At 61.2% G+C, this 22,066-nt stretch carries 19 protein-coding genes; 12 read left to right on the top strand and 7 right to left on the bottom strand.

All coding sequences use genetic code 11. From position 1 onward, the window contains the following. Positions 1-3 precede the first annotated feature (3 nt). From D8V06_RS01435 to pilG, 5 genes are all read right to left on the bottom strand, one after another. Complete coding sequence (locus D8V06_RS01435) at positions 4-6,033, bottom strand: Hpt domain-containing protein (RefSeq protein WP_130930300.1); 6,030 nt, start codon at positions 6,031-6,033, stop codon at positions 4-6. Positions 6,034-6,083: 50 nt separating this feature from the next. Continuing rightward, positions 6,084-8,117 carry a methyl-accepting chemotaxis protein gene (locus D8V06_RS01430; protein ID WP_236708450.1) on the bottom strand — a complete coding sequence of 678 codons (2,034 nt, stop codon included), beginning with the start codon at positions 8,115-8,117 and terminating at the stop codon, positions 6,084-6,086. A 172-nt stretch (positions 8,118-8,289) separates the two neighbouring features. Next, positions 8,290-8,829 carry a chemotaxis protein CheW gene (locus tag D8V06_RS01425; RefSeq protein ID WP_056853967.1) on the bottom strand — a complete coding sequence of 180 codons (540 nt, stop codon included), beginning with the start codon at positions 8,827-8,829 and terminating at the stop codon, positions 8,290-8,292. Positions 8,830-8,839: 10 nt separating this feature from the next. After that, positions 8,840-9,205: a twitching motility response regulator PilH gene (pilH, locus tag D8V06_RS01420; protein WP_056853968.1), complete on the bottom strand. Its 366-nt coding sequence runs from the start codon at positions 9,203-9,205 to the stop codon at positions 8,840-8,842. Between the two features lie 57 nt (positions 9,206-9,262). Next, positions 9,263-9,667: a twitching motility response regulator PilG gene (pilG, locus tag D8V06_RS01415; protein ID WP_056854372.1), complete on the bottom strand. Its 405-nt coding sequence runs from the start codon at positions 9,665-9,667 to the stop codon at positions 9,263-9,265. A 346-nt stretch (positions 9,668-10,013) separates the two neighbouring features. Here pilG and gshB point away from each other — a divergent pair, with 346 nt between their 5' ends. The 7 genes from gshB (at position 10,014) to D8V06_RS01380 (ending at position 16,031) form a co-directional block, all read left to right on the top strand. Next, positions 10,014-10,967, top strand: coding sequence for a glutathione synthase (gshB, locus tag D8V06_RS01410; protein WP_056853969.1), 954 nt, complete (start codon positions 10,014-10,016; stop codon positions 10,965-10,967). 64 nt (positions 10,968-11,031) lie between these two features. Then, positions 11,032-11,931, top strand: a complete 900-nt coding sequence (locus D8V06_RS01405) for an energy transducer TonB (protein WP_130906039.1) — start codon at positions 11,032-11,034, stop codon at positions 11,929-11,931. A 204-nt stretch (positions 11,932-12,135) separates the two neighbouring features. Beyond that, entirely contained in the window at positions 12,136-12,708 is a 573-nt protein-coding gene (locus D8V06_RS01400; RefSeq protein ID WP_130930299.1) for a YqgE/AlgH family protein, read from the top strand. Beyond that, a complete protein-coding gene (gene ruvX / locus D8V06_RS01395; RefSeq protein ID WP_056853972.1) occupies positions 12,708-13,145 on the top strand; it encodes a Holliday junction resolvase RuvX in 438 nt (145 codons plus the stop codon). The genes D8V06_RS01400 and ruvX overlap by 1 nt, the downstream gene beginning before the upstream one ends. 82 nt (positions 13,146-13,227) lie before the next feature. After that, positions 13,228-13,731 carry a bifunctional pyr operon transcriptional regulator/uracil phosphoribosyltransferase PyrR gene (gene pyrR / locus D8V06_RS01390; RefSeq protein WP_056853973.1) on the top strand — a complete coding sequence of 168 codons (504 nt, stop codon included), beginning with the start codon at positions 13,228-13,230 and terminating at the stop codon, positions 13,729-13,731. A gap of 27 nt (positions 13,732-13,758) precedes the next feature. Continuing rightward, the gene (locus D8V06_RS01385) at positions 13,759-14,763 is read left to right on the top strand and encodes an aspartate carbamoyltransferase catalytic subunit (RefSeq protein ID WP_020797380.1); all 1,005 of its coding nucleotides are present in this window, start codon (positions 13,759-13,761) and stop codon (positions 14,761-14,763) included. Next, a complete protein-coding gene (locus D8V06_RS01380; protein WP_056853974.1) occupies positions 14,760-16,031 on the top strand; it encodes a dihydroorotase in 1,272 nt (423 codons plus the stop codon). The genes D8V06_RS01385 and D8V06_RS01380 overlap by 4 nt, the downstream gene beginning before the upstream one ends. A gap of 108 nt (positions 16,032-16,139) precedes the next feature. Here D8V06_RS01380 and D8V06_RS01375 read toward each other — a convergent pair whose 3' ends face one another. Further along, positions 16,140-16,571: a TM2 domain-containing protein gene (locus tag D8V06_RS01375; protein WP_130906042.1), complete on the bottom strand. Its 432-nt coding sequence runs from the start codon at positions 16,569-16,571 to the stop codon at positions 16,140-16,142. A gap of 249 nt (positions 16,572-16,820) precedes the next feature. On the opposite strand from D8V06_RS01375, the gene D8V06_RS01370 reads away from it, so the two are divergent. Next, positions 16,821-17,438, top strand: coding sequence for a C40 family peptidase (locus D8V06_RS01370; protein WP_056853976.1), 618 nt, complete (start codon positions 16,821-16,823; stop codon positions 17,436-17,438). A gap of 262 nt (positions 17,439-17,700) precedes the next feature. Here D8V06_RS01370 and D8V06_RS01365 read toward each other — a convergent pair whose 3' ends face one another. Further along, a complete protein-coding gene (locus tag D8V06_RS01365; RefSeq protein WP_056853977.1) occupies positions 17,701-18,735 on the bottom strand; it encodes a type IV pilus twitching motility protein PilT in 1,035 nt (344 codons plus the stop codon). A 56-nt stretch (positions 18,736-18,791) separates the two neighbouring features. Here D8V06_RS01365 and D8V06_RS01360 point away from each other — a divergent pair, with 56 nt between their 5' ends. From D8V06_RS01360 to D8V06_RS01345, 4 genes are all read left to right on the top strand, one after another. Next, positions 18,792-19,478: a YggS family pyridoxal phosphate-dependent enzyme gene (locus D8V06_RS01360; RefSeq protein ID WP_056853978.1), complete on the top strand. Its 687-nt coding sequence runs from the start codon at positions 18,792-18,794 to the stop codon at positions 19,476-19,478. Positions 19,479-19,511: 33 nt separating this feature from the next. Beyond that, positions 19,512-20,330 carry a pyrroline-5-carboxylate reductase gene (gene proC / locus D8V06_RS01355; protein WP_056853979.1) on the top strand — a complete coding sequence of 273 codons (819 nt, stop codon included), beginning with the start codon at positions 19,512-19,514 and terminating at the stop codon, positions 20,328-20,330. 24 nt (positions 20,331-20,354) lie between these two features. Next, positions 20,355-20,942, top strand: coding sequence for a YggT family protein (locus tag D8V06_RS01350; RefSeq protein WP_130906046.1), 588 nt, complete (start codon positions 20,355-20,357; stop codon positions 20,940-20,942). Between the two features lie 322 nt (positions 20,943-21,264). Beyond that, positions 21,265-22,066: homoserine O-acetyltransferase (locus tag D8V06_RS01345; protein WP_130930309.1), on the top strand; the 802-nt coding region annotated here is incomplete at its 3' end.

Below are 22,066 nucleotides of genomic sequence, written 5' to 3'. Positions count from 1 at the left end.
CGCTCAAGCATGGGTTTTGCTCCACAGGGCAATGCTTTCAAGCAATACCGATTCCTGGTACGGCTTGCCAAGATAGTCGTTGACGCCGATGGCCATCGCCCGGTCGCGGTGTTTCTGGCCGGTGCGTGAGGTGATCATGATGATCGGCAGGTGCTGCAAGCGCTCATCGTTGCGGACCTGGGTCGCCACTTCGAAGCCGTCCATGCGCGGCATTTCGATGTCCAGCAGCATCAGGTCGGGCATGTGCTCTTCGAGCAACAGCATGGCGTCGACCCCGTCCTTGGCGGTCAGCACGTTCATGCCGTGACGTTCGAGCAAGCGGCTGGTGACCTTGCGTACCGTGACGGAATCGTCGACCACCATCACCAGCAATGGCCGCTGCGGCTCGGCTTCGCCTTCGTGGCTCGCCGGGCGCTGCGGCACATGGGCCTGCATCGCACGGATCGGCGCCAGCAAGTCCAGAATCAGCACGACCCGGCCATCCCCCAGAATCGTCGCGCCGGAAACGCCCTGCACTGCGGCGAACTGCGGACCAAGGCTTTTCACCACGATCTCGCGGGTGCCGGCCATGGCGTCGACCAGCACGGCAATGCGGCGCTCGTTGCATTGCACCAGCAGCACCGGCAACGGCAGGCTCTGGCCCAATAGTTTTGGCCGGGCATTGGTTTTCAGCAGCTCGCCCAGATAGCACAGCTCGTAGCGTTGCCCGGCATATTCGTAGGTGGGCGGATCGAGGCGGAAATGCCCTTCAAGCTCGTTGGGCAATACGCGGACAATGCCGTCGATGGTGTTCAGCGGGATCGCATACTGATCATCAAGACATTGCACCATCAGCGCCCGATTGACCGACACGGTAAACGGCAGGCGAATGCGGAAATGCACGCCCTGCCCCGGCACGGAATCGATGCTCATGGTGCCGCCCAGTTGCCGCACTTCTTCGTGCACCACGTCCATGCCGACACCCCGTCCGGAGATCTGGGTGATTTTCTCGGCCGTGGAAAACCCCGGTTGCAGGATGAATTGCAGAACGTCACGGTCGCTGATGTCGCTGTCCTGATCGAGCAAGCCGCGCTTGATCGCCTTGCGCCGCACGGCATCCAAAGGCACGCCGGCACCGTCGTCGCGGATATCGAAAATGATGTCGCCGCCCTCGCGCAACAAGTCGAGGGTGATTCGCCCTTGCGCCGGTTTCCCCGCCGCGATCCGCACTTCGGCAGGCTCAAGGCCATGGTCCACGGCATTGCGCAGCATGTGCTCGAGGGGCGCCGCCATGCGTTCGAGCACGTTGCGATCCATCTCGCCTTCGGCGTTGCCGACGATGAACTCGACGTCCTTGCCCAGCTCGCCGGCCACCTGACGGACAATGCGCTTCAAGCGTGGCAGCATCCGTTCGAACGGCACCATGCGCGTGCGCATCAGGCCTTCCTGCAACTCGGTGTTGATGCGCCCCTGCTGTTGCAGCAGGTTCTCCGCATCCTGATTGCGCCGGTCGAGGGTTTCCTTGAGGTCGAGCAAGTCAGAGGCGGATTCGAACAGTGCCCGCGACAGTTGCTGCAACTGCGAGTGACGGTCCATCTCCAGCGGATCGAACTCTTCGTAACCCAGGCGCTCGGCGTCGACTTGCTGGCGGCTGAGAATCCGGCCCTGGGTTTCGGTGTCGAGGCGGCGCAACTGGTCACGCATCCGCTCGATGGTGGTTTCCATTTCGTTCAGCGCCACTTGGGCGTCGCTGACCTGCTGTTCGATGCGGCCGCGGAAGATCGAGGTTTCGCCAGCCAGGTTGACCAGGTCATCGAGCAGCTCCGCCGAGACCTTGACCATGTCTGCACCGGCATCCGCTTGCAGCAACGGCGTCTCGGGTTTTGCCGCCGCGGGCAACGCGGTCGTTGGCGCAGCTTCAGGTTCCGCCGGGTGGCTGAAGTTTTTGATCGCATCGATCAATCGGTCCGCCGGTGGCAGCGGTTCGCCGGCGCGAGTGGCGTCGAGCATTTGTGCCAGCCGGTCATGACTGCGTTGCAGCAGTTCGAACAACGCCCCCGTAGATTTCAGTTCACCGCTCGACAAGCCTTCGTAGAGAAATTCCAGCTCATGGGCCAGGTCGCCAATCGGACCGATTTCGACCATGCGCGCCCCGCCCTTGAGGGTGTGCAGGTCGCGCAGCAGGGTTTCCACTTCCTGACGGCTCGAAGGCTCAGCCTGCCAGCGCAACAGCGCCGCGCCGGAGCTTTCGATGATGTCGAAACCTTCTTCGAGGAAGATGTCCAGCAGTTCGCCATCGTGATGCGCCGAGTCATTGCTGGCTGCCGGTTCGACCATGTCGGCGTTACCGGCATGGCCCAGGCGGAACGCGCGTATCGCCTCGATCAGCTCACTCGGATCGCCCAACGGTTGATGCTGCTGCAATTGCTTCAGCAACTGTGCCATGCGCTCATGACTGTGTTGCAGCAACTGCGCCAGGACGTCGCTGTAGCTGTAGCGACGGTCCACCAACCCCTCGTAAAGGCTTTCCAGCTCATGGGCCAGATCACCGACCGGCTCGACCTCGGCCATCCGTGCGCCGCCCTTGAGCGTATGCAAATCGCGTTGCAGCGACGACAGCGGCGCAGCACTTTGCGGATCGTTCAACCAGCGCTGCAAGGCCTGGTTGGCGCTGTCGAGGATGTCCACCGCTTCTTCGAGGAAGATTGAAACGATCTCGTCTTCCAGATCGTTAGCGCGGTCCCCTGTGGGAGCTGGCTTGCCAGCGATGATCTCGCAGGCGACTTGGTTATCCAGTGAATGCGCGTCATCGTTGACGTCCATCGCTGGCAAGCCAGCTCCCACAGGGTGGAGTGTGTTTTCAAGTTCAGCGGTGACATCACCCAACTCGCGAATGCTCAGGGTGCGGCTGCCGTCACTGCGGATCAGGCCCATGGCCGATGGGTCGAGGCTCTGATCAAGCAAGCCATGCAAGGCACGAATCCGTTCCGGACGCGGGCTGACTTCCTGGCCAGCGGCCAATTCGTCGAGCATGTTGATCAACGCTTCATGGGCACTTTGCGCCTCGTGGAAAAACGCCTCGCTGACAGCCAGGCTGCTTTCTTCCACGGCACCGTAGAGGTCGAGCAAGGCTTCGCAAAGTTCATCCACCGGATGCAGATCGGCCAGGTGCGCGCCCTCGCCGAGGGTGGTCAGCTCGTCCAGCAGCGCACTGAGTTCCTGGCGCTCGCCGGGGTGCTGCTGCCAGCGCTGCAGCAGGCTTTCGGCATCCAGCAGGATGTCCATGCCCTGGGCCAGGAAGTTGTTGATCAACTGCGGATCGCGCTTGACCCGCAACCCGCTGCTCGGCGCGTTCAAGAGGTTTTGCAAACGCTCGCCGAGCATGGCCTGGGCCCGCTCGATCAACGCTTTGGCACGGGGTATTTCGGCCAACGGATCGCGCCTGAGCTGGCGCAAGCCAAGCCGGAACAAGCCTTCGGCTTCCAGCAACAATTCGACTTCATCCAGCTCCAGTGCCACCTGATGCGCCTTGTACTCGCGCAACAGTTGGTCCAGCGGCGCGGCCAGTTCGGCAATCGGCAACACACCCGCCATCGACGCACTGCCCTTGAGCGTATGCAAGGCTCGCTGCAACTCGTCACTGGCCTGCAGCGGCAGATGCTCGGCCGCCTGTTCGAGAAAGCGATTGAGGCTGCTCAAATGGCTTTCGGCCTCCTTGCGAAAGATCTCCAGCAACAGCGGATCAAGGGCCGAAACGTCTTGAGTGTCTTCCTCACAAGCCGGTTCCTCGCCCTTGGCCAAGGCATGGGCGCGGGCAGCCAACTGGTCGACATCGTTGCGCTGACGCTGAGCATTGGCGGCGTATTCGGCCACCAGTTCAGGCAACAGGTTGAGCACATCACCGAGCAGTTGCTGCACCGTGGCGCCTGGTTCCACGCTGTTTTCCAGTACGCGGTTGAGCAGGTTTTCCACGGCCCAGGCCAGCTCACCCAGCACCAATGCGCGAACCATGCGGCCGCTGCCCTTGAGGGTATGGAAGGCGCGGCGCAATTCAATCAAGGCCGAATGGTTATCGGGATTGACCGACCAGCGCGGCAGGTATTCGCGCAGGACTTGCAGGACTTCATCGGTTTCTTCGAGGAAAACCTCGCGCAACTCATCGTCCACCGGCTCTTCGCCGGGCGGAGGCGGCAGCAGGCTGCCGGGGGTAGTGACAGCGGGCGGATTCAGGGCGGACACCGGACTGGCCAGCACATCGGCGAGGGTCTGAACGATGGCTGGCCCATCAAGCTCCTGGCGTTGCTGCATGACCTGCGCTTCGCTGGGGCTCAGCACATCATCAAGCACCGGCACATGCTGTTCGCTGGACTTTTCATTAGGGAAGAAGCCGAGCGACGCCAGGCTTTTTTCGGCGACGTCGAGCAGTTGTTCGCCGGGTGCTTCAGGGTCATCGCTCAAGCGTTCCAGATAATATTCGAGACTGGTGATGACGTCGGCCAGGCTGTCGAGTTCCTGCCAGCCGGGCTGCCCCGGATCCAGCAGCAAGTGTTCGCGGATGAAATGGTTGCAGGTTTCGATCAGGCTCGCCGCGCGGTTCAACGGAATCATCGCCAACGCACCGCGCACTTGGGTCAGCAACGCTGGCAGTGCCTGCAAATGCTGGCGGTCCCAGTCGGCGTCGATGTAGTCGACGATCATGTCCTTGGCCTGTTGCAGGCAGATACGCGTTTCCTTGATCACGATCTGGTGGATCTGTGTCAGGTCGGTGGTCGGCAGGCGGCTGTCTTCCTGGCTTTCGGGCTCCACCGTGCCGACCATGCCGGCCAGCGTGGCTTCGACATAAAGCAACGCCCCGGCAACGTCCATGAGGATCGCATCGTCGGGCGCGCGCTGGCCCTGGACGAGGCTCAGCACCACCGCCAGTTGATCAATGATGACCTTGCGTGGCTGACCAAAGCCCAATACCGCCAGGGTGTCAGCGATTTGCCGCAGGGGTGCCAGCAGGCTGTCCAGATCGGAAGTGTGTTGCCGGTCGCTACGCACGAACAGGTCAAGGCGCTCCTTGACCCGTACCAGCTCTTCGCACAAGGCGGCCAATACCGAACGCATGGCGTCGCGGTCAGGACCGGCCAGCCGTGCGCGTTCTTCGTCGACCATTGCGCTGTCGGGCAGCGCGTCGTCCAGTCCGTAGCGATCTTTCATGGTCAGCATCTGCCCGGTGGGATGTTCGGCCTTGGCAATGTAGAACAGCAAACTCTTGAGCAACTCCGGTGGCGGAGGCTGATTGACGCCGTGCATGCCCTGCTCCAGCAGGCGCTTGAGCTCTTTGTCGGCATCCTTGAACAGGCTGCGCAACGCCGGACTGTTGGCGATGGCGCCAGCGCGCATGCCTTCGACCAATGCCGAAGCGACCTGCCACAACGGGGCCAGAGGCGCGTTGGCACACAAGCTTTCGAGACGGGCAAAGACTTTCGCCAGATAACCGAGATGGGTGTCGTCATCCTGCTCGCGCAACAGACCGACCAGTGCCATCTGCAACATCTGCCGCAGCTTGCGCAGCACGTTCGGCAGTTCGGCCGGTTCCAGCAGCGCCAGGGATTGTTCACTCAACGGCGGCAGGTGCGGCAGTTGCGGGCTGAACAGGCTGGTTTCCGACAACAGGCTTTCGCCACGGGCACTGCGCAAATCGTTGATCAACGGCAGTACGACCAAGGGTAGATCACGGCGGGCACCTTGCACGCGGTCAAGGTAGATCGGCAGTTGCCCCAAGGCCTGCAGCATCAGGTGCAATGCTTCGTCACGGTGACTGACGCGCCCCTCTTGCAACGCGATGACCAGTTGCTCCATTTCTTCGGCGAGCAGTGCCGCGCCGTAGAATTCGACCATCTGCAGGCTGCCGTGAACCTGATGGATATACGCCAGGCATTCGCTCAGGGCGTGCGTCGCCTGCGGATCGTCAAGCCGGGTTTCGATCGCGTGATGAGCCTGCTTCAGCGTTTCGGCAATTTCGCCTTTGACCCATTCGAGGGCCACATAGTCGTGCCGATCACCCATAACCACTCCAGTCCCCACTTCGTTCAAGATGCCTGCACCCGTGGTCCGGTTCAAGCTTTGTCCGCCACCGGCGCCTTGGTGGCGGGCAAGGTGAAACCAGACACCGAACGCCGCAACTGGCTGGCCATTTTCGCCAGGTTGCCGATGCTCTCGGCCGTTGCGGTAGAACCGGACGAGGTCTGCGTGGTGATCTGCTGGATCACGTTCATCGTCAGGGAAATCTGACCGGCAGACGACGTCTGTTGTTGTGCCGCGTTGGAAATGCTCTGGATCAGTGCCGCCAGGGTTTTCGACACCCCTTCGATCTCTTCCAGGGCCACACCGGCATCCTGCGCCAGGCGGGCACCACGCACCACTTCGGTGGTGGTCTGTTCCATGGAAATCACCGCTTCGTTGGTGTCGGTCTGAATCGCCCGTACCAGGGTTTCAATCTGTCGCGTGGCCGCCGATGAGCGTTCGGCCAGGCGTTGCACCTCGTCCGCGACCACCGCGAAACCGCGTCCGGCATCGCCGGCCATGGACGCCTGGATCGCCGCGTTGAGGGCGAGGATGTTGGTCTGGTCGGCAATATCGTCGATCAGGCTGACGATATCGCCGATTTCCTGGGACGACTCACCCAGGCGCTTGATCCGCTTGGCGGTGTCCTGGATCTGTTCACGGATATTGTCCATGCCGTGGATGGTGTTGTGCACCACTTCGTTGCCCTTGTTGGCGATTTCCACCGAACGCTCGGCCACCGCCGAGGATTCAGCGGCGTTGGCCGACACCTGATCGATGGACTGGGCCATGTCATTGATCGCGGTGGAGGCTTCGGAAATCTGCTGAGCCTGATGCTCGGAAGCCTGTGCCAGGTGCATGGCGGTGGCCTGGGTTTCCTGCACGGCGGCGGCGACTTGCCCGGCGGTCAGGTTGATGGTTGCCACCAGATCACGCAGCTGGTCCACGGAGTAGTTGATCGAGTCGGCGATGGTGCCGGTGAAGTCTTCAGTTACCGACGCGGTCACGGTCAAATCGCCGTCGGCCAGGTCCTCGATCTCGTCGAGCAATCGCATGATCGCGTTCTGGTTGCGTTCGTTTTTCTCGGCGGTTTCCCGCAGTTGGCGATTGGTTTCGCGCACCATCACCAGGCCGATGAGGATGATCGACATCAGCGCCGCCAGGCCCAGCACATAGCCGCCGATGGTGTCGGTATCGCGCCCGCCGGCGAGGTTTTCGAACCCGCTGGCCAGGTGCGAGGCTTCATCGAGCAGGGTTTGCGACAGGCTGAAAATGTTGGTGGCCGATTCGCGAACCTTGAACAGTTCAGGCGAGGTTTCGAGGATTTCATCGACGGAGCCGGAAACGAACTCGAACAGCTCGGCAATCTCGATCAGCCGCGCACGCGCATCTCGGTCCTCGACCTGGCTGACTTTCAGCGCCGGATTGCCTTGGAGCATGCCATTGAGCACCTGGCCGAAACGTGCGGCATCGCGACCGAAGGCATCGGCCGCCTGCTGCGAATTTTCATCCCCCGACAGCACCGTGTTGACGGCGCCCAGGATGCGCTCGGCCAGCAACGATTGGCGTTGAGCCATCGCCACCTGTGCGGCGGGCGCTCCGCGTTGCAGGAGGGTTTCCACCACTTTTTCGTACTCGACCTGCAACTGCGGGACGGTTTCAGCCAGGGTCGCGGCAACTTGATGCAGCGATAGCACGGTCTGTTCGCTGGAAAGAATGGCGTCGGTGTTTTTCAGCAGGCGTTCCCAGTCCAGTTGCACGGCGCGCATTTCCGGGCGCACGGCGGCCGGTGCGGGAGGCAGGCCGGTGGACGGGTCGCCTTTTTTCAGATAGCTCCAGCGCTGGGCAAAATCGTTGCGCGCATCGCTGAGCAACTTGAACGCCGCGGCCTTGCCGGCGGCGGCTTCGGTGGCGTTCTTGGCAATGCGCTGGGATAACACGCGCAGCTCGCCGGCATGGCCGATGTACTGCTTGTCGTACGTGGCCTGGGTGTTGAGGTACGCGAAGTTGGCGAACAACAGCATGATGAAGATGATCAGCGCGATGAACAGCACGATGATCTGCGACCGACTGCGCGACCCTTCCATTGGCTTGCCTGTTTTTGCTTTTGTCATCGGTCTTCGCCTGTACTGCCCAATTCACTTCAAACCCGACACCGTCCCTGTGGGAGCTGGCTTGCCAGCGATGGCATCACCTCGGTTCAAGATGAGACCGAGTTGCCTGCATCGCGGGCAAGCCCGCTCCCACAAAGGGCCGCGTTCACACCGCGATGTTCATGAAACCCTGCGAGCGCGCCAGCGCAAACGGGCTGAACACCCGCCAGGTCTGCTCGCCCTCAAAGCAGCCTTCGACAAACGCCGCCATCGGGCCGGAAACCGCATCGCCCGCGACAGCCTCAAGACTGCCGTGGGCGAAGTGCTGAAGGCCGAACACTTCGTCGACCATCAGCCCGGCGAACACGTCTTCATGCTCCACCACCAGCACCCGCCGCTGCCGACGCGCGACCGAGAGCTCGTGTCCAAAAAAGGCACACAGATCCATGATCGGCAGCAGGCGTCCACGCAGATTGGCAACGCCCTTGACCCAAGGCTTGACCCCCGGCACCTGAGTGAAACGCGGCTCATGCAACACTTCACTGACCTCGCCCATCGGCGCGACGTACCAGCATTCACCGAGGCGAAAACCGATGCCGCTCCAGCTGTTCTGGTGGGTCGGCTGGGACGGCAAATCCGCCGCCAGCAAGCGACAGCGCTGGTCGATCTGCAGCAGCAGTTCAAAAGCCGTCAGCGACTCGGTCATGGCCGGACGATCAACCGGCCAGCACGTTGTTCAGGGTTTTGAGCAGGGTTTCCTCATCAACCGGTTTGGTCAGGTAATCCTTGGCCCCTTGGCGCGTGCCCCAGACCTTGTCGGTTTCCTGATCCTTGGTGGTGATGATGATCACCGGGATGTGCCCGGTTTCCGGATCCTTGGTCAACTGTCGGGTAGCCTGAAAACCGTTGAGGCCGGGCATGACGATGTCCATCAGCACTGCGTCGGGTTTTTCCTGGCGGGCCAGGGCCACACCGTCGGCGCCATTCTCGGCTTTTAATACCTCATGGCCGTGCTTTTCCAGCATGCCGGTCAATTTGTACATTTCAGTCGGCGAATCATCGACGATCAGAATACGTGCCATGGTCTTCCCCATTCTTGTCGACGCAAGGCCCGTTGGCCGAGCGTCACTGTAGGTGTCTTACTGCGGCAAAACGGCGGCGAAGCCCGGAACATGGGCCTGGATCGCGTTCAGCAGTTCTTCCTTGCTGAAAGGCTTGGTCAAAAACTGGTCGGAGCCGACGATGCGGCCCTTGGCCTTGTCGAACAGCCCGTCCTTGGACGACAGCATAATCACTGGCGTGGACTTGAATGCACTGTTGTTCTTGATTAAAGCGCAGGTCTGATAACCATCCAGACGCGGCATCATGATGTCGACAAAGATGATGCCGGGATGATTGTCGGCGATCTTGGCCAGGGCATCGAAACCGTCGATGGCCGTGATGACCTCACAACCCACGTTCTTGAGCAGCGTTTCGGCGGTACGGCGAATCGTCTTCGAATCGTCGATCACCATGACCTTCAAGGCGCTGGGGTGCTGTTCCATAAATGCTCTACCGTCGCCTTTGTGAATCAATTTGTCCGTTTGCCGGTTAACGGCGGCCCGAAACCCTTGATACTCAAGGGCCAGCATCACTAGGCAGTCTTTTTAGCACAGTCTCCAGCACCAATCTATCGGCCGACCGGTGCGGTGGTTTTTCCTTGACCGGGAACCTACTCAGCGCCACTCTGACGCCACTTTTATTGGCTGGTTTTCTGTAGGAGCAAGCCCTCGCGATGGTCGTCAACGATATCACTGGCTGCCGACTCCCCGAGGCGCTCTCAGGTTTATCGCGAGCAGGCTCGCTCCTACAGGGGATCGGCACCGGCCCCCAAATTTCGAGGAAAAACCCATGAGCGTTCGCGTCGGGATTGTCATGGACCCAATTGCCAGCATCTCCTATAAAAAGGACAGCTCGCTGGCCATGCTGCTGGCCGCGCAGAAGCGTGGCTGGGAACTGTTCTATATGGAACAGCGTGACCTGTACCAGGCCGAAGGCCAGGCACGGGCGCGGATGCGTCCGTTGCAAGTGTTCGCCAACCCGGAAAAATGGTTCGAGCTGGGCGCTGAAAGCGATGCGCTGCTCAGCGACCTGGATGTGATCCTGATGCGCAAGGATCCGCCATTCGACATGGAGTTTGTTTACTCCACGTATCTGCTGGAGCAGGCCGAAAGCGCCGGCGTGCTGGTGGTCAACAAGCCGCAGAGCCTGCGCGACTGCAACGAGAAACTGTTCGCCACGCTGTTCCCGCAGTGCACGCCGCCGACCATCGTCAGCCGTCGCCCGGACGTGCTGCGCGAATTCGCCGACCATCACGGTGACGTGATCCTCAAGCCGCTGGATGGCATGGGCGGCTCCTCGATCTTCCGCCACACTGCGGGCCACCCGAACCTGTCGGTGATCCTCGAGACCCTGACCCTGCACGGCCAGCAACAGATCATGATCCAGGGTTACCTGCCGGCCATCGTCGATGGCGACAAGCGCATCCTGATGATCGACGGCGAGCCGGTGGATTACTGCCTGGCGCGCATTCCCGCCGCTGGCGAAACCCGTGGCAACCTCGCTGCCGGTGGCCGCGGCGAAGCGCGTCCGCTGACCGAGAAGGATCGCTGGATTGCTGCGCAAGTCGGCCCGACCCTGCGCGAAAAAGGCCTGCTGTTCGTCGGCCTCGACGTGATCGGTGAGCATCTGACGGAAATCAACGTCACCAGCCCGACCTGCATTCGCGAGATCGACAATGCCTTCGGGACCGACATTGGCGGCATGCTGATGGATGCCATCGATCAGAAGCTCAAGGCACGTTGATTAGCCAAACCAACATTGCGTTATCATGCGCGGCCTGTGAAAACGCGATGTTGGTTTCCTTGTCATGACCCTCCCGTCCGATCTGCCAGCTGAACTCGCCCACCGTGGCGTGCGCCCGGCCGATCGCCTCGGTTTTACCCTGTTCCTGGCGGCATTGATTCACCTGGCCTTGCTGCTCGGCGTCGGGTTCGCCGTGGTCGAACCCAAGCAGATCAGCAAAACCCTGGAAATCACCCTCGCTACCTTCAAAAGCGAAAAGAAACCTGAAAAGGCCGATTTTCTTGCTCAGGAGAATCAGCAGGGCAGCGGCACCCTGGATAAAAAAGCGGTCCCGAAGACCACTGAAATCGCACCGTTCCAGGACAACAAGGTGCAGAAAGTCACGCCACCGCCAGCGGCCAAGCCTGAACAGCAGGAAGCACCGCCCAAGGCTGCCGTGACCACGGTCGCGCCGAAGCCGAAGAAAGCCGCCAGCAAAACCGAAGAACCCAAGCCCGTCACCAAACCTGCGGTGGCCGCGCCAACATTCGACACCGAACAGCTGTCCAGCGATATCGCCAGCCTGGAAGCCGAACTGGCCAACGAGCAACAGCTTTACGCCAAACGCCCGCGCATCCACCGCCTGAGTGCCGCTTCGACCATGCGCGACAAGGGCGCCTGGTACAAAGATGAATGGCGCAAGAAGGTCGAGCGCATCGGCAACCTCAACTATCCCGACGAAGCCCGGCGCAAGCAGATTTATGGCAATTTGCGGCTGATGGTGTCGATCAACCGCGATGGTTCGCTGTATGAGGTACTGGTGCTCGAATCTTCCGGCCAGCCGCTGCTCGACCAGGCAGCCCAGCGCATTGTGCGGCTGGCGGCGCCGTTTGCACCGTTTACCGGGGATCTTTCGGACGTCGACCGGCTGGAAATCATCCGCACCTGGAAGTTTGCGCGCGGCGATCGGCTCTCCAGCAATTGATGTACGCCCCACCCCCTGTTAGGAGCGAGTCTGCTCGCGATGAACCTGAGAGCACCACGGGGTGTCATGGGCCCAGCGTTATCGTTGACGAACATCGCGAGCAAGCTCACTCCCACAGAAATGTGAGTCGTCAGCGGGAATTTGCGGCATTTCCTACGCATCCTCAGCTTGTCAGTTCGCCCCTCCAACGCCACACTAGCGCTCATGAAAAACGTCAGCCCCAGCTACCTCAAGCATCACTTCCTGATCGCCATGCCTCACATGGCCGACCCGAACTTTGCGCACACCTTGACCTACATCGTCGAGCACACGGCCAATGGTGCCATGGGGCTGGTGGTCAACCGTCCGCAAGACCTGAACCTGGCCGATATTCTCGAGCAATTGCGTCCCGATATAGAACCGCCGGTCCTCTGCCAGCATGTGCCGATCTTCATTGGCGGGCCGGTGCAGACCGATCGCGGCTTTGTCCTGCATCCTTCGGGCAAAGCCTTTCAGGCGACCGTTGATCTGGAAGGCGAGCTGTCCCTGTCGACCTCCCAGGATGTGCTGTTTGCCATTGCCGATGGCGTCGGCCCGGCAAAAAGCCTGATCGCCCTCGGTTATGCCGGCTGGGAAGCCGGGCAATTGGAGGCCGAACTGGCACAAAACGCCTGGCTGACCTGCCCGTTCGACGCCGACATCCTCTTCAACACCAGCAGCGAACTGCGTCTGGAGGCAGCGGCCAAGCATTTGGGCGTCAACCTCAGCCTGCTGACCAGCCAGGCGGGGCACGCCTGATGGCCCTGCGGCTGATTCTCGGTTTTGACTACGGCACCAAACAGATCGGCGTCGCGGTCGGCCAGGTGATTACCGGCCAGGCCCGCGAGCTGTGCACCTTGAAAGCACAAAACGGCATCCCCGACTGGGACCAGGTTGAAGCGCTCATCAAAGAGTGGAAGCCGGACGCCGTGGTGGTCGGCCTGCCGCTGAACATGGACGGCACACCAAGCGAGATGTGCCTGCGAGCCGAGAAGTTCGCCCGCCGCCTCAACGGCCGCTTCAACCTGCCCTTCTATACCCACGACGAGCGCCTGACTACCTTCGAAGCCAAAGGTGAACGACGTGATCGCGGCGGACAAAAGGGCAGCTACCGCGACAACCCGGTCGACGCCATCGCCGCGGCCTTGCTGCTGCAAGGCTGGCTCGACGAAAACACTGCACTGTTCGAATCCTGACGAGTCGCTAACCCGCCTCTCTTAGCTACAACCCGAGCCTGCCGTACAAGCAGCACCGGCTCGGGTCCAAGAAGGAGCAACCATGAGCCTGCCCAATCCTGCCGAACTGATCAGCCAGATGGCCACGCGCCTGAAGGCCCACCTGGAACACCGTGGTATCAGCGAACCGCGTTACATCGGCATTCGTACCGGCGGTGTCTGGGTCGCCCAGGCCCTGCTCAAGGAGCTGGGCAGCGAGGAGCCACTCGGCACCCTGGACGTTTCCTTCTACCGCGACGATTTCAGCCAGAACGGCCTGCACCCGCAAGTACGCCCCTCAGCCCTGCCGTTCGAAATCGAAGGCCAGCACCTGGTGTTGATCGATGATGTTCTGATGAGCGGGCGCACCATCCGCGCCGCGATGAACGAACTGTTCGACTACGGTCGCCCGGCCAGCGTGACGCTGGTGTGCCTGCTGGACCTGGACGCCGGCGAGTTGCCGATTCGCCCGAACGTGGTCGGCGCGACGCTGTCGCTGGCCGCCCACGAGCGCGTCAAGCTGTCCGGCCCGGAGCTTGCGCTCGAACTGCAAGACCTCGCCCTTTAATTCGCCCTATTGAGAGTCCCCCTCGCGATGACGCCTCTAGACACCAAGCGCCCGCTGCAGCTCAATGATCAGGGCCAGCTGCGCCACTTCCTCTCGCTCGACGGCTTGCGCCGCGAGCTGCTGACGGAAATCCTCGACACTGCCGATTCCTTCCTCGAAGTCGGTGCCCGGGCTGTAAAGAAAGTCCCGCTACTGCGCGGCAAGACCGTGTGCAACGTGTTCTTCGAGAACTCGACCCGCACCCGCACCACCTTCGAACTGGCGGCCCAGCGGTTGTCGGCTGACGTGATCACCCTCAACGTATCGACATCGTCGGCGAGCAAGGGCGAAACCCTGCTCGACACCCTGCGCAACCTCGAAGCCATGGCTGCCGACATGTTCGTCGTGCGTCACGGTGACTCCGGCGCCGCGCACTTCATCGCCGAACATGTCTGCCCGCAAGTGGCGATCATCAACGGCGGCGACGGCCGTCACGCGCACCCGACCCAGGGCATGCTCGACATGCTGACCATCCGCCGGCACAAGGGCGGCTTCGAAAACCTTTCGGTGGCCATCGTCGGCGACATCCTGCACTCGCGGGTCGCGCGCTCGAACATGCTCGCGCTGAAAACCCTCGGCTGCCCGGACATCCGCGTGATTGCACCGAAAACCCTCCTGCCGATCGGTATCGAGCAATACGGCGTGAAGGTTTACACCGACATGACCGAAGGCCTGAAGGATGTTGACGTGGTGATCATGCTGCGCCTGCAGCGCGAGCGCATGACCGGGGGCCTGCTGCCGAGCGAAGGCGAGTTCTACCGCCTGTTCGGCCTGACCACAGCGCGCCTGGCCGGCGCCAAACCCGATGCCATCGTCATGCACCCGGGGCCGATCAACCGTGGCGTGGAAATCGAGTCAGCGGTGGCCGACGGTCCGCACTCGGTGATCCTCAATCAAGTGACCTACGGCATCGCGATTCGTATGGCTGTGCTGTCCATGGCCATGAGCGGACAAACAGCGCAGCGCCAATTCGAGCAGGAGAACGTTCAGTGAAGCTCAGCATTCTCGGCGCACGCGTCATCGATCCCGCCAGCGGCCTGGATCAAGTTACCGATATTCACATTGAAGCCTGCAAGATCGTTGCCCTTGGCGCCGCACCGGCCGGTTTTGTCGCGGTCGACACCATCGATGCCAAAGGTCTGGTAGCCGCCCCGGGTCTGGTCGACCTCAACGTCGCCCTGCGTGAGCCGGGCTACAGCCGCAAAGGCTCGATTGTCAGCGAAACCCGTGCCGCAGCGGCCGGGGGTGTCACCAGCCTGTGCTGCCCACCGAAAACCAAACCGGTGCTGGACACCTCGGCTGTGGCCGAACTGATCCTCGACCGCGCCCGCGAAGCCGGCAACACCAAAGTCTTCCCGATCGGCGCCCTGAGCAAAGGTCTGGACGGCGAACAGCTGGCCGAACTGGTCGCCTTGCGCGATGCCGGTTGCGTGGCCTTCGGCAACGGTCTGGAGAGTTTCCGCAATACCCGCACCCTGTGCCGGGCGCTGGAATATGCAGCAACCTTCGACCTGACAGTGATTTTCAACTCCCAGGATCACGACCTGGCCGAAGGCGGCCTGGCCCATGAAGGCCCGACGGCCAGTTTCCTCGGCCTGCCGGGCATTCCGGAAACCGCTGAGACCGTGGCCCTGGCCCGCGACCTGTTGCTGGTCGAACAAAGCGGCGTGCGCGCGCACTTCAGCCAGTTGACCAGCGCTCGCGGCGTGGCCCTGATCGCCCAGGCCCAGGCCCGGGGTTTGAAGGTCACCGCCGATGTCGCGCTGTATCAACTGATCCTGACCGATGAAGCGCTGATCGATTTCAGCAGCCTGTATCACGTCCAGCCTCCGCTACGCACCCGCGCCGACCGCGATGGTCTGCGTGAGGCGGTGAAATCCGGAGTGATCTCAGCCATTTCCAGCCATCACCAACCCCACGAACGGGACGCCAAACTGGCGCCGTTCGGCGCGACTGAGCCGGGCATCAGCAGTGTTGAACTGCTATTGCCATTGGCAATGACGCTGGTGGAAGACGGTTTGCTGGACCTGTCGACGTTGTTGGCGCGATTGAGCACCGGACCTGCCGAGGCGCTGCGCCTGCCGGCGGGCAAACTGGCGGTAGGTGGCCCGGCGGACATCGTGCTGTTCGACCCTGCGGCCTCGACCGTGGCCGGTGAGACATGGCTGTCCAAAGGCGAAAACTGCCCGTTCATTGGGCACAGCCTGCCGGGCGTGGTGCGCTTCACATTGGTAGATGGTCGAATCAGTCACCAGGCTTGAGACCGCGTCGCTTGCATTCGCGGGCAAGCCCGCTCCCACACAGTACGAGGAGTTCACAGAATTTGTGAACTCCTCGGAACCTGTGGGAGCGGGCTTGCCCGCGATGGCTTATTGGAAGGCGCTGCGCTTCTGCGCGTTACGCACCGAAACCTGATCATTCAGCGTCCAGAAGTCATACAACACTCCCAGGAAAAACAACCCGCCGGTCAGCAGGTACAGCAATCCGCTGATCCACTTCCCCTGATACATCCGGTGCACACCGAACACCCCCAGAAACGTCAACAGAATCCACGCGACGTTGTATTCGATTGGCCCAGCGGTAAAACGCAGGTCTGCCTCACGATCCATGGCCGGGATCAGGAACAGGTCGATCAACCAGCCAATGCCCAGCAAACCCAAGGTGAAGAACCAGATCGTCCCGGTCACCGGCTTGCCGTAATAAAACCGGTGGGCGCCGGTGAAACCGAAAATCCACAGCAGATAACCAATCACTTTGCTGTGGGTGTCTTGATGCGGAACAGGCGGTTGATAGGTGTTCATGGATGACCTCGATTCACACGATAGATAAATATTCTTGAATTCTTTGTGACTTTTTTACGGGCACCCGACATACGGCAAATGGTACCTTCGCTCCCGTCAAAGCCTTATAACACCGGACTTCTGTCGGACAATTGCGTCCAATTGCCGCTTTTTTAGTTCCGTTGGACGCGAATTGAATCGACCAACGGCCTCGGAAGGGCAAAAAAAGCTGTTATAAAGTTGCGCGTTCACCTATTCGAGCCTTGCCTAATGCGTTCATTTTTCAAGACATGGCTAACCATTTGCCTTTTGATGCCACTGGCCGCCCACGCCACCAATCGTGAGCAACGTCTTCCAAACGTTAATGGTTACACCCCAAAATCCCACGCTTCTGCTCCTTCGAGCAAAAGCAAGAAAGCGCTCAGAACGGCTCCAGAGCTGACCAGCAAAAGCAGCCTGGTGCCACCGATGGCAACCAAGGAAAGCAGCAACGTGCTCAGCCGTGCGGTCAACGTCCTCGGTACGCCGTACCGTTGGGGCGGCAGCAGCCCGAGCAAAGGCTTCGACTGCAGCGGCCTGGTAAAGTACGCGTTCAACGACGCCACGTTTGACCTGCCACGTACTTCCAATGCCATGGCCAGCGGTCATGGCGAGAAAGTCGATCGCAAGGACCTCAAGCCGGGCGATCTGATTTTCTTCAACATCAAGAGCCGTCGAGTCAATCACGTTGCCATCTACCTGGGCAACGACCGCTTCATCCACGCGCCGCGCCGTGGCAAGTCGGTGACCATCGACACCTTGAAGAAACCGTACTGGGAAAGCCACTACGTGGTTGCCAAGCGGGTTCTGCCGAAAGAACAGAATCAGTTGCGGGTTGTTCAACGCTGATTGGACGGCGAGCACTTGTGGCGAGGGAGCTTGCTCCCGCTGGAGAGCGCAGCGCTCCCGCTTTTTGGGGCTGCTTCGCAACCCAGCGGGAGCAAGCTCCCTCGCCACGGTTGCATTAGGATCGTTCCCACGCTCTGCGTGGGAATGCAGCCCGGGACGCTCTGCGTCCCAAGAGCCGAACGCGGAGCGTCCGTTGAGGCGTTCCCACGCAGAGCGTGGGAACGATCATCCAAGCTCCCTCGCCACGGTTGCATTTCAATTCTCAAAAACCATCCGGCGACCGCGCCTTCTCCCGTGCATGCTCACGACTGACCAACCCCTTGGTCACCAAATCCTTCAAGCCCATATCCAGCGTCTGCATCCCCAGCGATCCGCCCGACTGAATCGATGAGTACATCTGCGCCACCTTGTCTTCGCGGATCAGGTTACGGATCGCCGACGTCCCCAGCATGATCTCATGGGCCGCCATGCGCCCACCGCCGATTTTCTTCACCAGTGTCTGCGACACCACCGCCAGCAATGATTCGGAGAGCATCGAGCGCACCATGGATTTTTCGTCGCCCGGAAACACATCGACAATCCGGTCGATGGTTTTTGCCGCCGACGTGGTATGCAGCGTGCCGAACACCAGGTGACCCGTTTCCGCAGCGGTCAGCGCCAGGCGAATGGTTTCCAGGTCGCGCATCTCGCCCACCAGGATCACGTCCGGGTCCTCGCGCAGGGCCGAACGCAGCGCCGTGGCGAAACTGCGGGTATCGCGGTGGACTTCGCGCTGATTGATCAGGCATTTACGCGATTCGTGGACAAACTCGATCGGGTCTTCGATGGTAAGGATGTGGTGGTGGCGATGGTTGTTCAGGTAATCGATCATCGCCGCCAGCGTGGTGGACTTGCCGGAGCCGGTCGGGCCGGTCACCAGCACCAGGCCGCGAGGTGCGTCGGTCATTTTGCGAAACACGTCGCCCATGCCCAGCTCGTCCATGCTCAGGACCCGGGACGGAATCGTGCGGAACACTGCGCCGGCACCGCGACTGTGGTTGAACGCGTTGACCCGAAAGCGGGCGACGCCGGGCACTTCAAAGGAAAAGTCGGTTTCCAGGTGCTTTTCGAAATCCACCCGCTGGGTATCGTTCATGATGTCGTAGATCAACGCCTGCACTTGCTTGTGATCCAGTGCCGGCAGATTGATCCGTCGTACATCGCCATCGACCCGAATCATCGGCGGCAGGCCCGCTGACAGGTGCAGGTCGGATGCGCCCTGTTTGGCGCTGAAGGCGAGCAGTTCAGTGATATCCATAGCGTCTCTCAATTCCAGTAGAATGCCGCGAACCTTCAGACCGCTGGCGCCTCTTGATGTCCACGATAGCAGACAACATTCTTCAGGTTAGTTCGCGCATACATGCCGCAACACTCGCCGCCAATCGCGTCGAAAACAGCGTCCAGCTGCTGGCCGTGAGCAAAACCAAACCCGCACAAGCCTTGCGCGAAGCCTATGCCGCCGGCCTGCGGGACTTTGGCGAGAACTATCTGCAGGAGGCCTTGGGCAAGCAGCTCGAACTGGCCGACCTGCCCTTGATCTGGCACTTCATCGGCCCCATTCAATCGAACAAGACTCGTGCCATTGCCGAGCATTTCGATTGGGTACACTCCGTGGATCGCTTGAAAATCGCACAACGCTTGTCCGAACAACGCCCTGCCGATTTGCCGCCACTGAACATCTGCATCCAGGTCAATGTCAGTGGCGAGGCCAGTAAATCCGGCTGCACCCCCGACGATCTGCCGGCCCTGGCTAATGCCATCAGTGCCCTGCCGCGCCTGAAGTTGCGCGGACTGATGGCTATCCCTGAGCCGACCGAAGATCGCGCCGCACAGGATGCCGCCTTCGCGGCCGTGCAAAGCCTGCAAGCCAGCCTCAACCTGCCGCTCGACACACTTTCCATGGGCATGAGCCACGATCTTGAATCGGCCATTGCCCAGGGCGCCACCTGGGTCCGTATCGGTACGGCACTGTTCGGCGCTCGCGACTACAGTCAGCCGTAACATGGCTGAGACACTTCTGAATAAGGACCTGACATGAGCAAGACGCGTATTGCCTTTATCGGTGCCGGCAACATGGCCGCCAGCCTGATCGGTGGCCTGCGGGCCAAAGGTCTGGATGCGGCGCAGATCCGCGCCAGCGATCCGGGTGAAGAAACCCGCGCCCGCGTGAGCGCCGAGCATGGCATCGAAGTATTCGCCGACAACGCCCAGGCCATCGATGGCGCCGATGTGGTCGTACTGGCGGTCAAACCCCAGGCGATGAAAGCCGTTTGCGAGGCCATCCGCCCGAGCCTCAAGTCCAACCAGCTGGTGGTGTCGATTGCCGCCGGCATCACTTGCGCCAGCATGAACAACTGGCTCGGTGCCCAGCCCATCGTGCGTTGCATGCCCAACACGCCGGCCCTGTTGCGCCAGGGTGTCAGCGGCTTGTTCGCCACCGCCGAAGTGACAGCCGAGCAGCGTCAGCAAGCCCAGGAGCTGTTGTCCGCAGTCGGCATTGCCCTGTGGCTGGACCAAGAGCAGCAACTGGATGCGGTCACCGCCGTTTCTGGCTCCGGCCCGGCGTACTTTTTCCTGTTGATCGAGGCCATGACCGCCGCAGGCGTGAAACTCGGCCTGCCAGCGGACATCGCCGCGCAATTGACCTTGCAAACCGCCCTGGGCGCTGCACACATGGCGGTATCCAGTGACGTCGACGCCGCGGAATTACGTCGCCGCGTGACCTCGCCTGCGGGCACCACGGAAGCCGCTATCAAGTCGTTCCAGGCCAACGGTTTCGAAGCCCTGGTCGAAAAAGCACTGGGCGCCGCCGCGCACCGCTCCGCCGAGATGGCTGAGCAACTTGGCCGCTAATCAGCTCTCAATAAGGAATCAATAATGCTCGGACTCAATGACGCTGCCATTTTTGTGATTCAAACCCTGGGCAGCCTGTATCTGCTGATCGTGCTGTTGCGATTCATCCTGCAACTGGTGCGTGCCAACTTCTACAACCCGCTCTGCCAGTTCGCCGTGAAAGCCACTCAACCGCTGCTCAAGCCACTGCGCCGGGTGATCCCGAGCATGTTCGGCCTGGACATGTCGTCGCTGGTCCTGGCCCTGCTGGTGCAAATGGCGCTGTTCGCGGTCATCCTGCTGCTCAGTGGCTACTCGGTCGACGCCCTGCTCCTGGCGCCTTGGGCGCTGATCGGTATCTTCGCGCTGTTCTTGAAGATCCTGTTCTGGGCGATGATCATCAGTGTGATCCTGTCCTGGGTCGCACCGGGCAGTCATAACCCGGGGGCGGAACTGGTGCAGCAGATCACCGAGCCGGTACTTGCGCCGTTCCGCCGGATCATCCCGAACCTGGGCGGCCTCGATATTTCGCCGATCTTCGCCTTCATCGCGTTGCAGTTGCTGCAAAGCTGGCTGATCCCGCGCCTGGCTTACTACGCGCTGATGCCGAAGGAATTGTTTGGCCTGATCTGACTCGTTCGCAGCTGGACCGCGTCATCGTTCATCGCGGGAAAGCCTCGCCCCTACAGGACGTATATGACTTCTGTAGGAGCGAGGCTTGCCCGCGAAGGCTGCGCCCCGATGTAACAGGAAAAAACAGGCCCGGCCTTCATGATCGTTCCCACGCTCTGCGTGGGAACGCCTCTGCGGACGCTCCGCGTTCGGCTCTTTGCGACGCGGAGCGTCCCTGGCCGCGTTCCCACGCAGAGCATGGGAACGATCATCGCGGGTAGTTGCTTGCTGCTAGGGGCAGCGGTCTTTAGACTTACGCCTCATTTCAACGAGAGCAGGGTCGATGCCAGCTGCCTTTCCCCCCGATTCTGTTGGTCTGGTGACGCCGCAAATGGCGCACTTCAGCGAACCCCTGGCGTTGGCCTGCGGCCGTTCGCTTCCAGCCTATGACCTGATTTACGAAACCTACGGCACGCTGAATGCTTCAGCGAGCAACGCCGTGCTGATCTGCCACGCCTTGTCCGGTCACCACCACGCTGCCGGCTATCACAGCGTCGACGACCGCAAACCCGGTTGGTGGGACAGCTGCATCGGCCCCGGCAAGCCGATCGACACCAGCAAGTTCTTCGTGGTCAGCCTGAACAACCTCGGCGGTTGCAACGGTTCTACCGGCCCGAGCAGCGTCAACCCGGAAACCGGCAAGCCGTTCGGCGCCGACTTCCCGGTGCTCACCGTGGAAGACTGGGTGCACAGCCAGGCGCGCCTGGCGGATCTGCTGGGCATCGGCCAATGGGCCGCTGTCATCGGTGGCAGCCTGGGTGGCATGCAAGCGTTGCAGTGGACCATCACTTATCCGGATCGCGTGCGCCACTGCCTGGCCATCGCCTCGGCCCCCAAACTGTCGGCGCAGAACATCGCCTTCAACGAAGTGGCGCGCCAGGCGATTCTCACAGACCCGGAGTTCCATGGCGGCTCCTTCCAGGAACACGGCGTGATTCCCAAGCGCGGCCTGATGCTGGCGCGAATGGTCGGGCACATTACCTATCTGTCCGATGATTCCATGGGCGAGAAATTCGGCCGCGGCCTGAAAAGCGAAAAGCTCAACTACGACTTCCACAGTGTCGAGTTCCAGGTTGAAAGCTATC

This window comes from Pseudomonas sp. Sample_24 (genome assembly GCF_004307605.1).
Lineage (GTDB): Bacteria > Pseudomonadota > Gammaproteobacteria > Pseudomonadales > Pseudomonadaceae > Aquipseudomonas.
The sequence above is the reverse complement of the archived record's forward strand: the minus strand, read 5'-3'. Positions and strand labels throughout refer to the sequence as shown.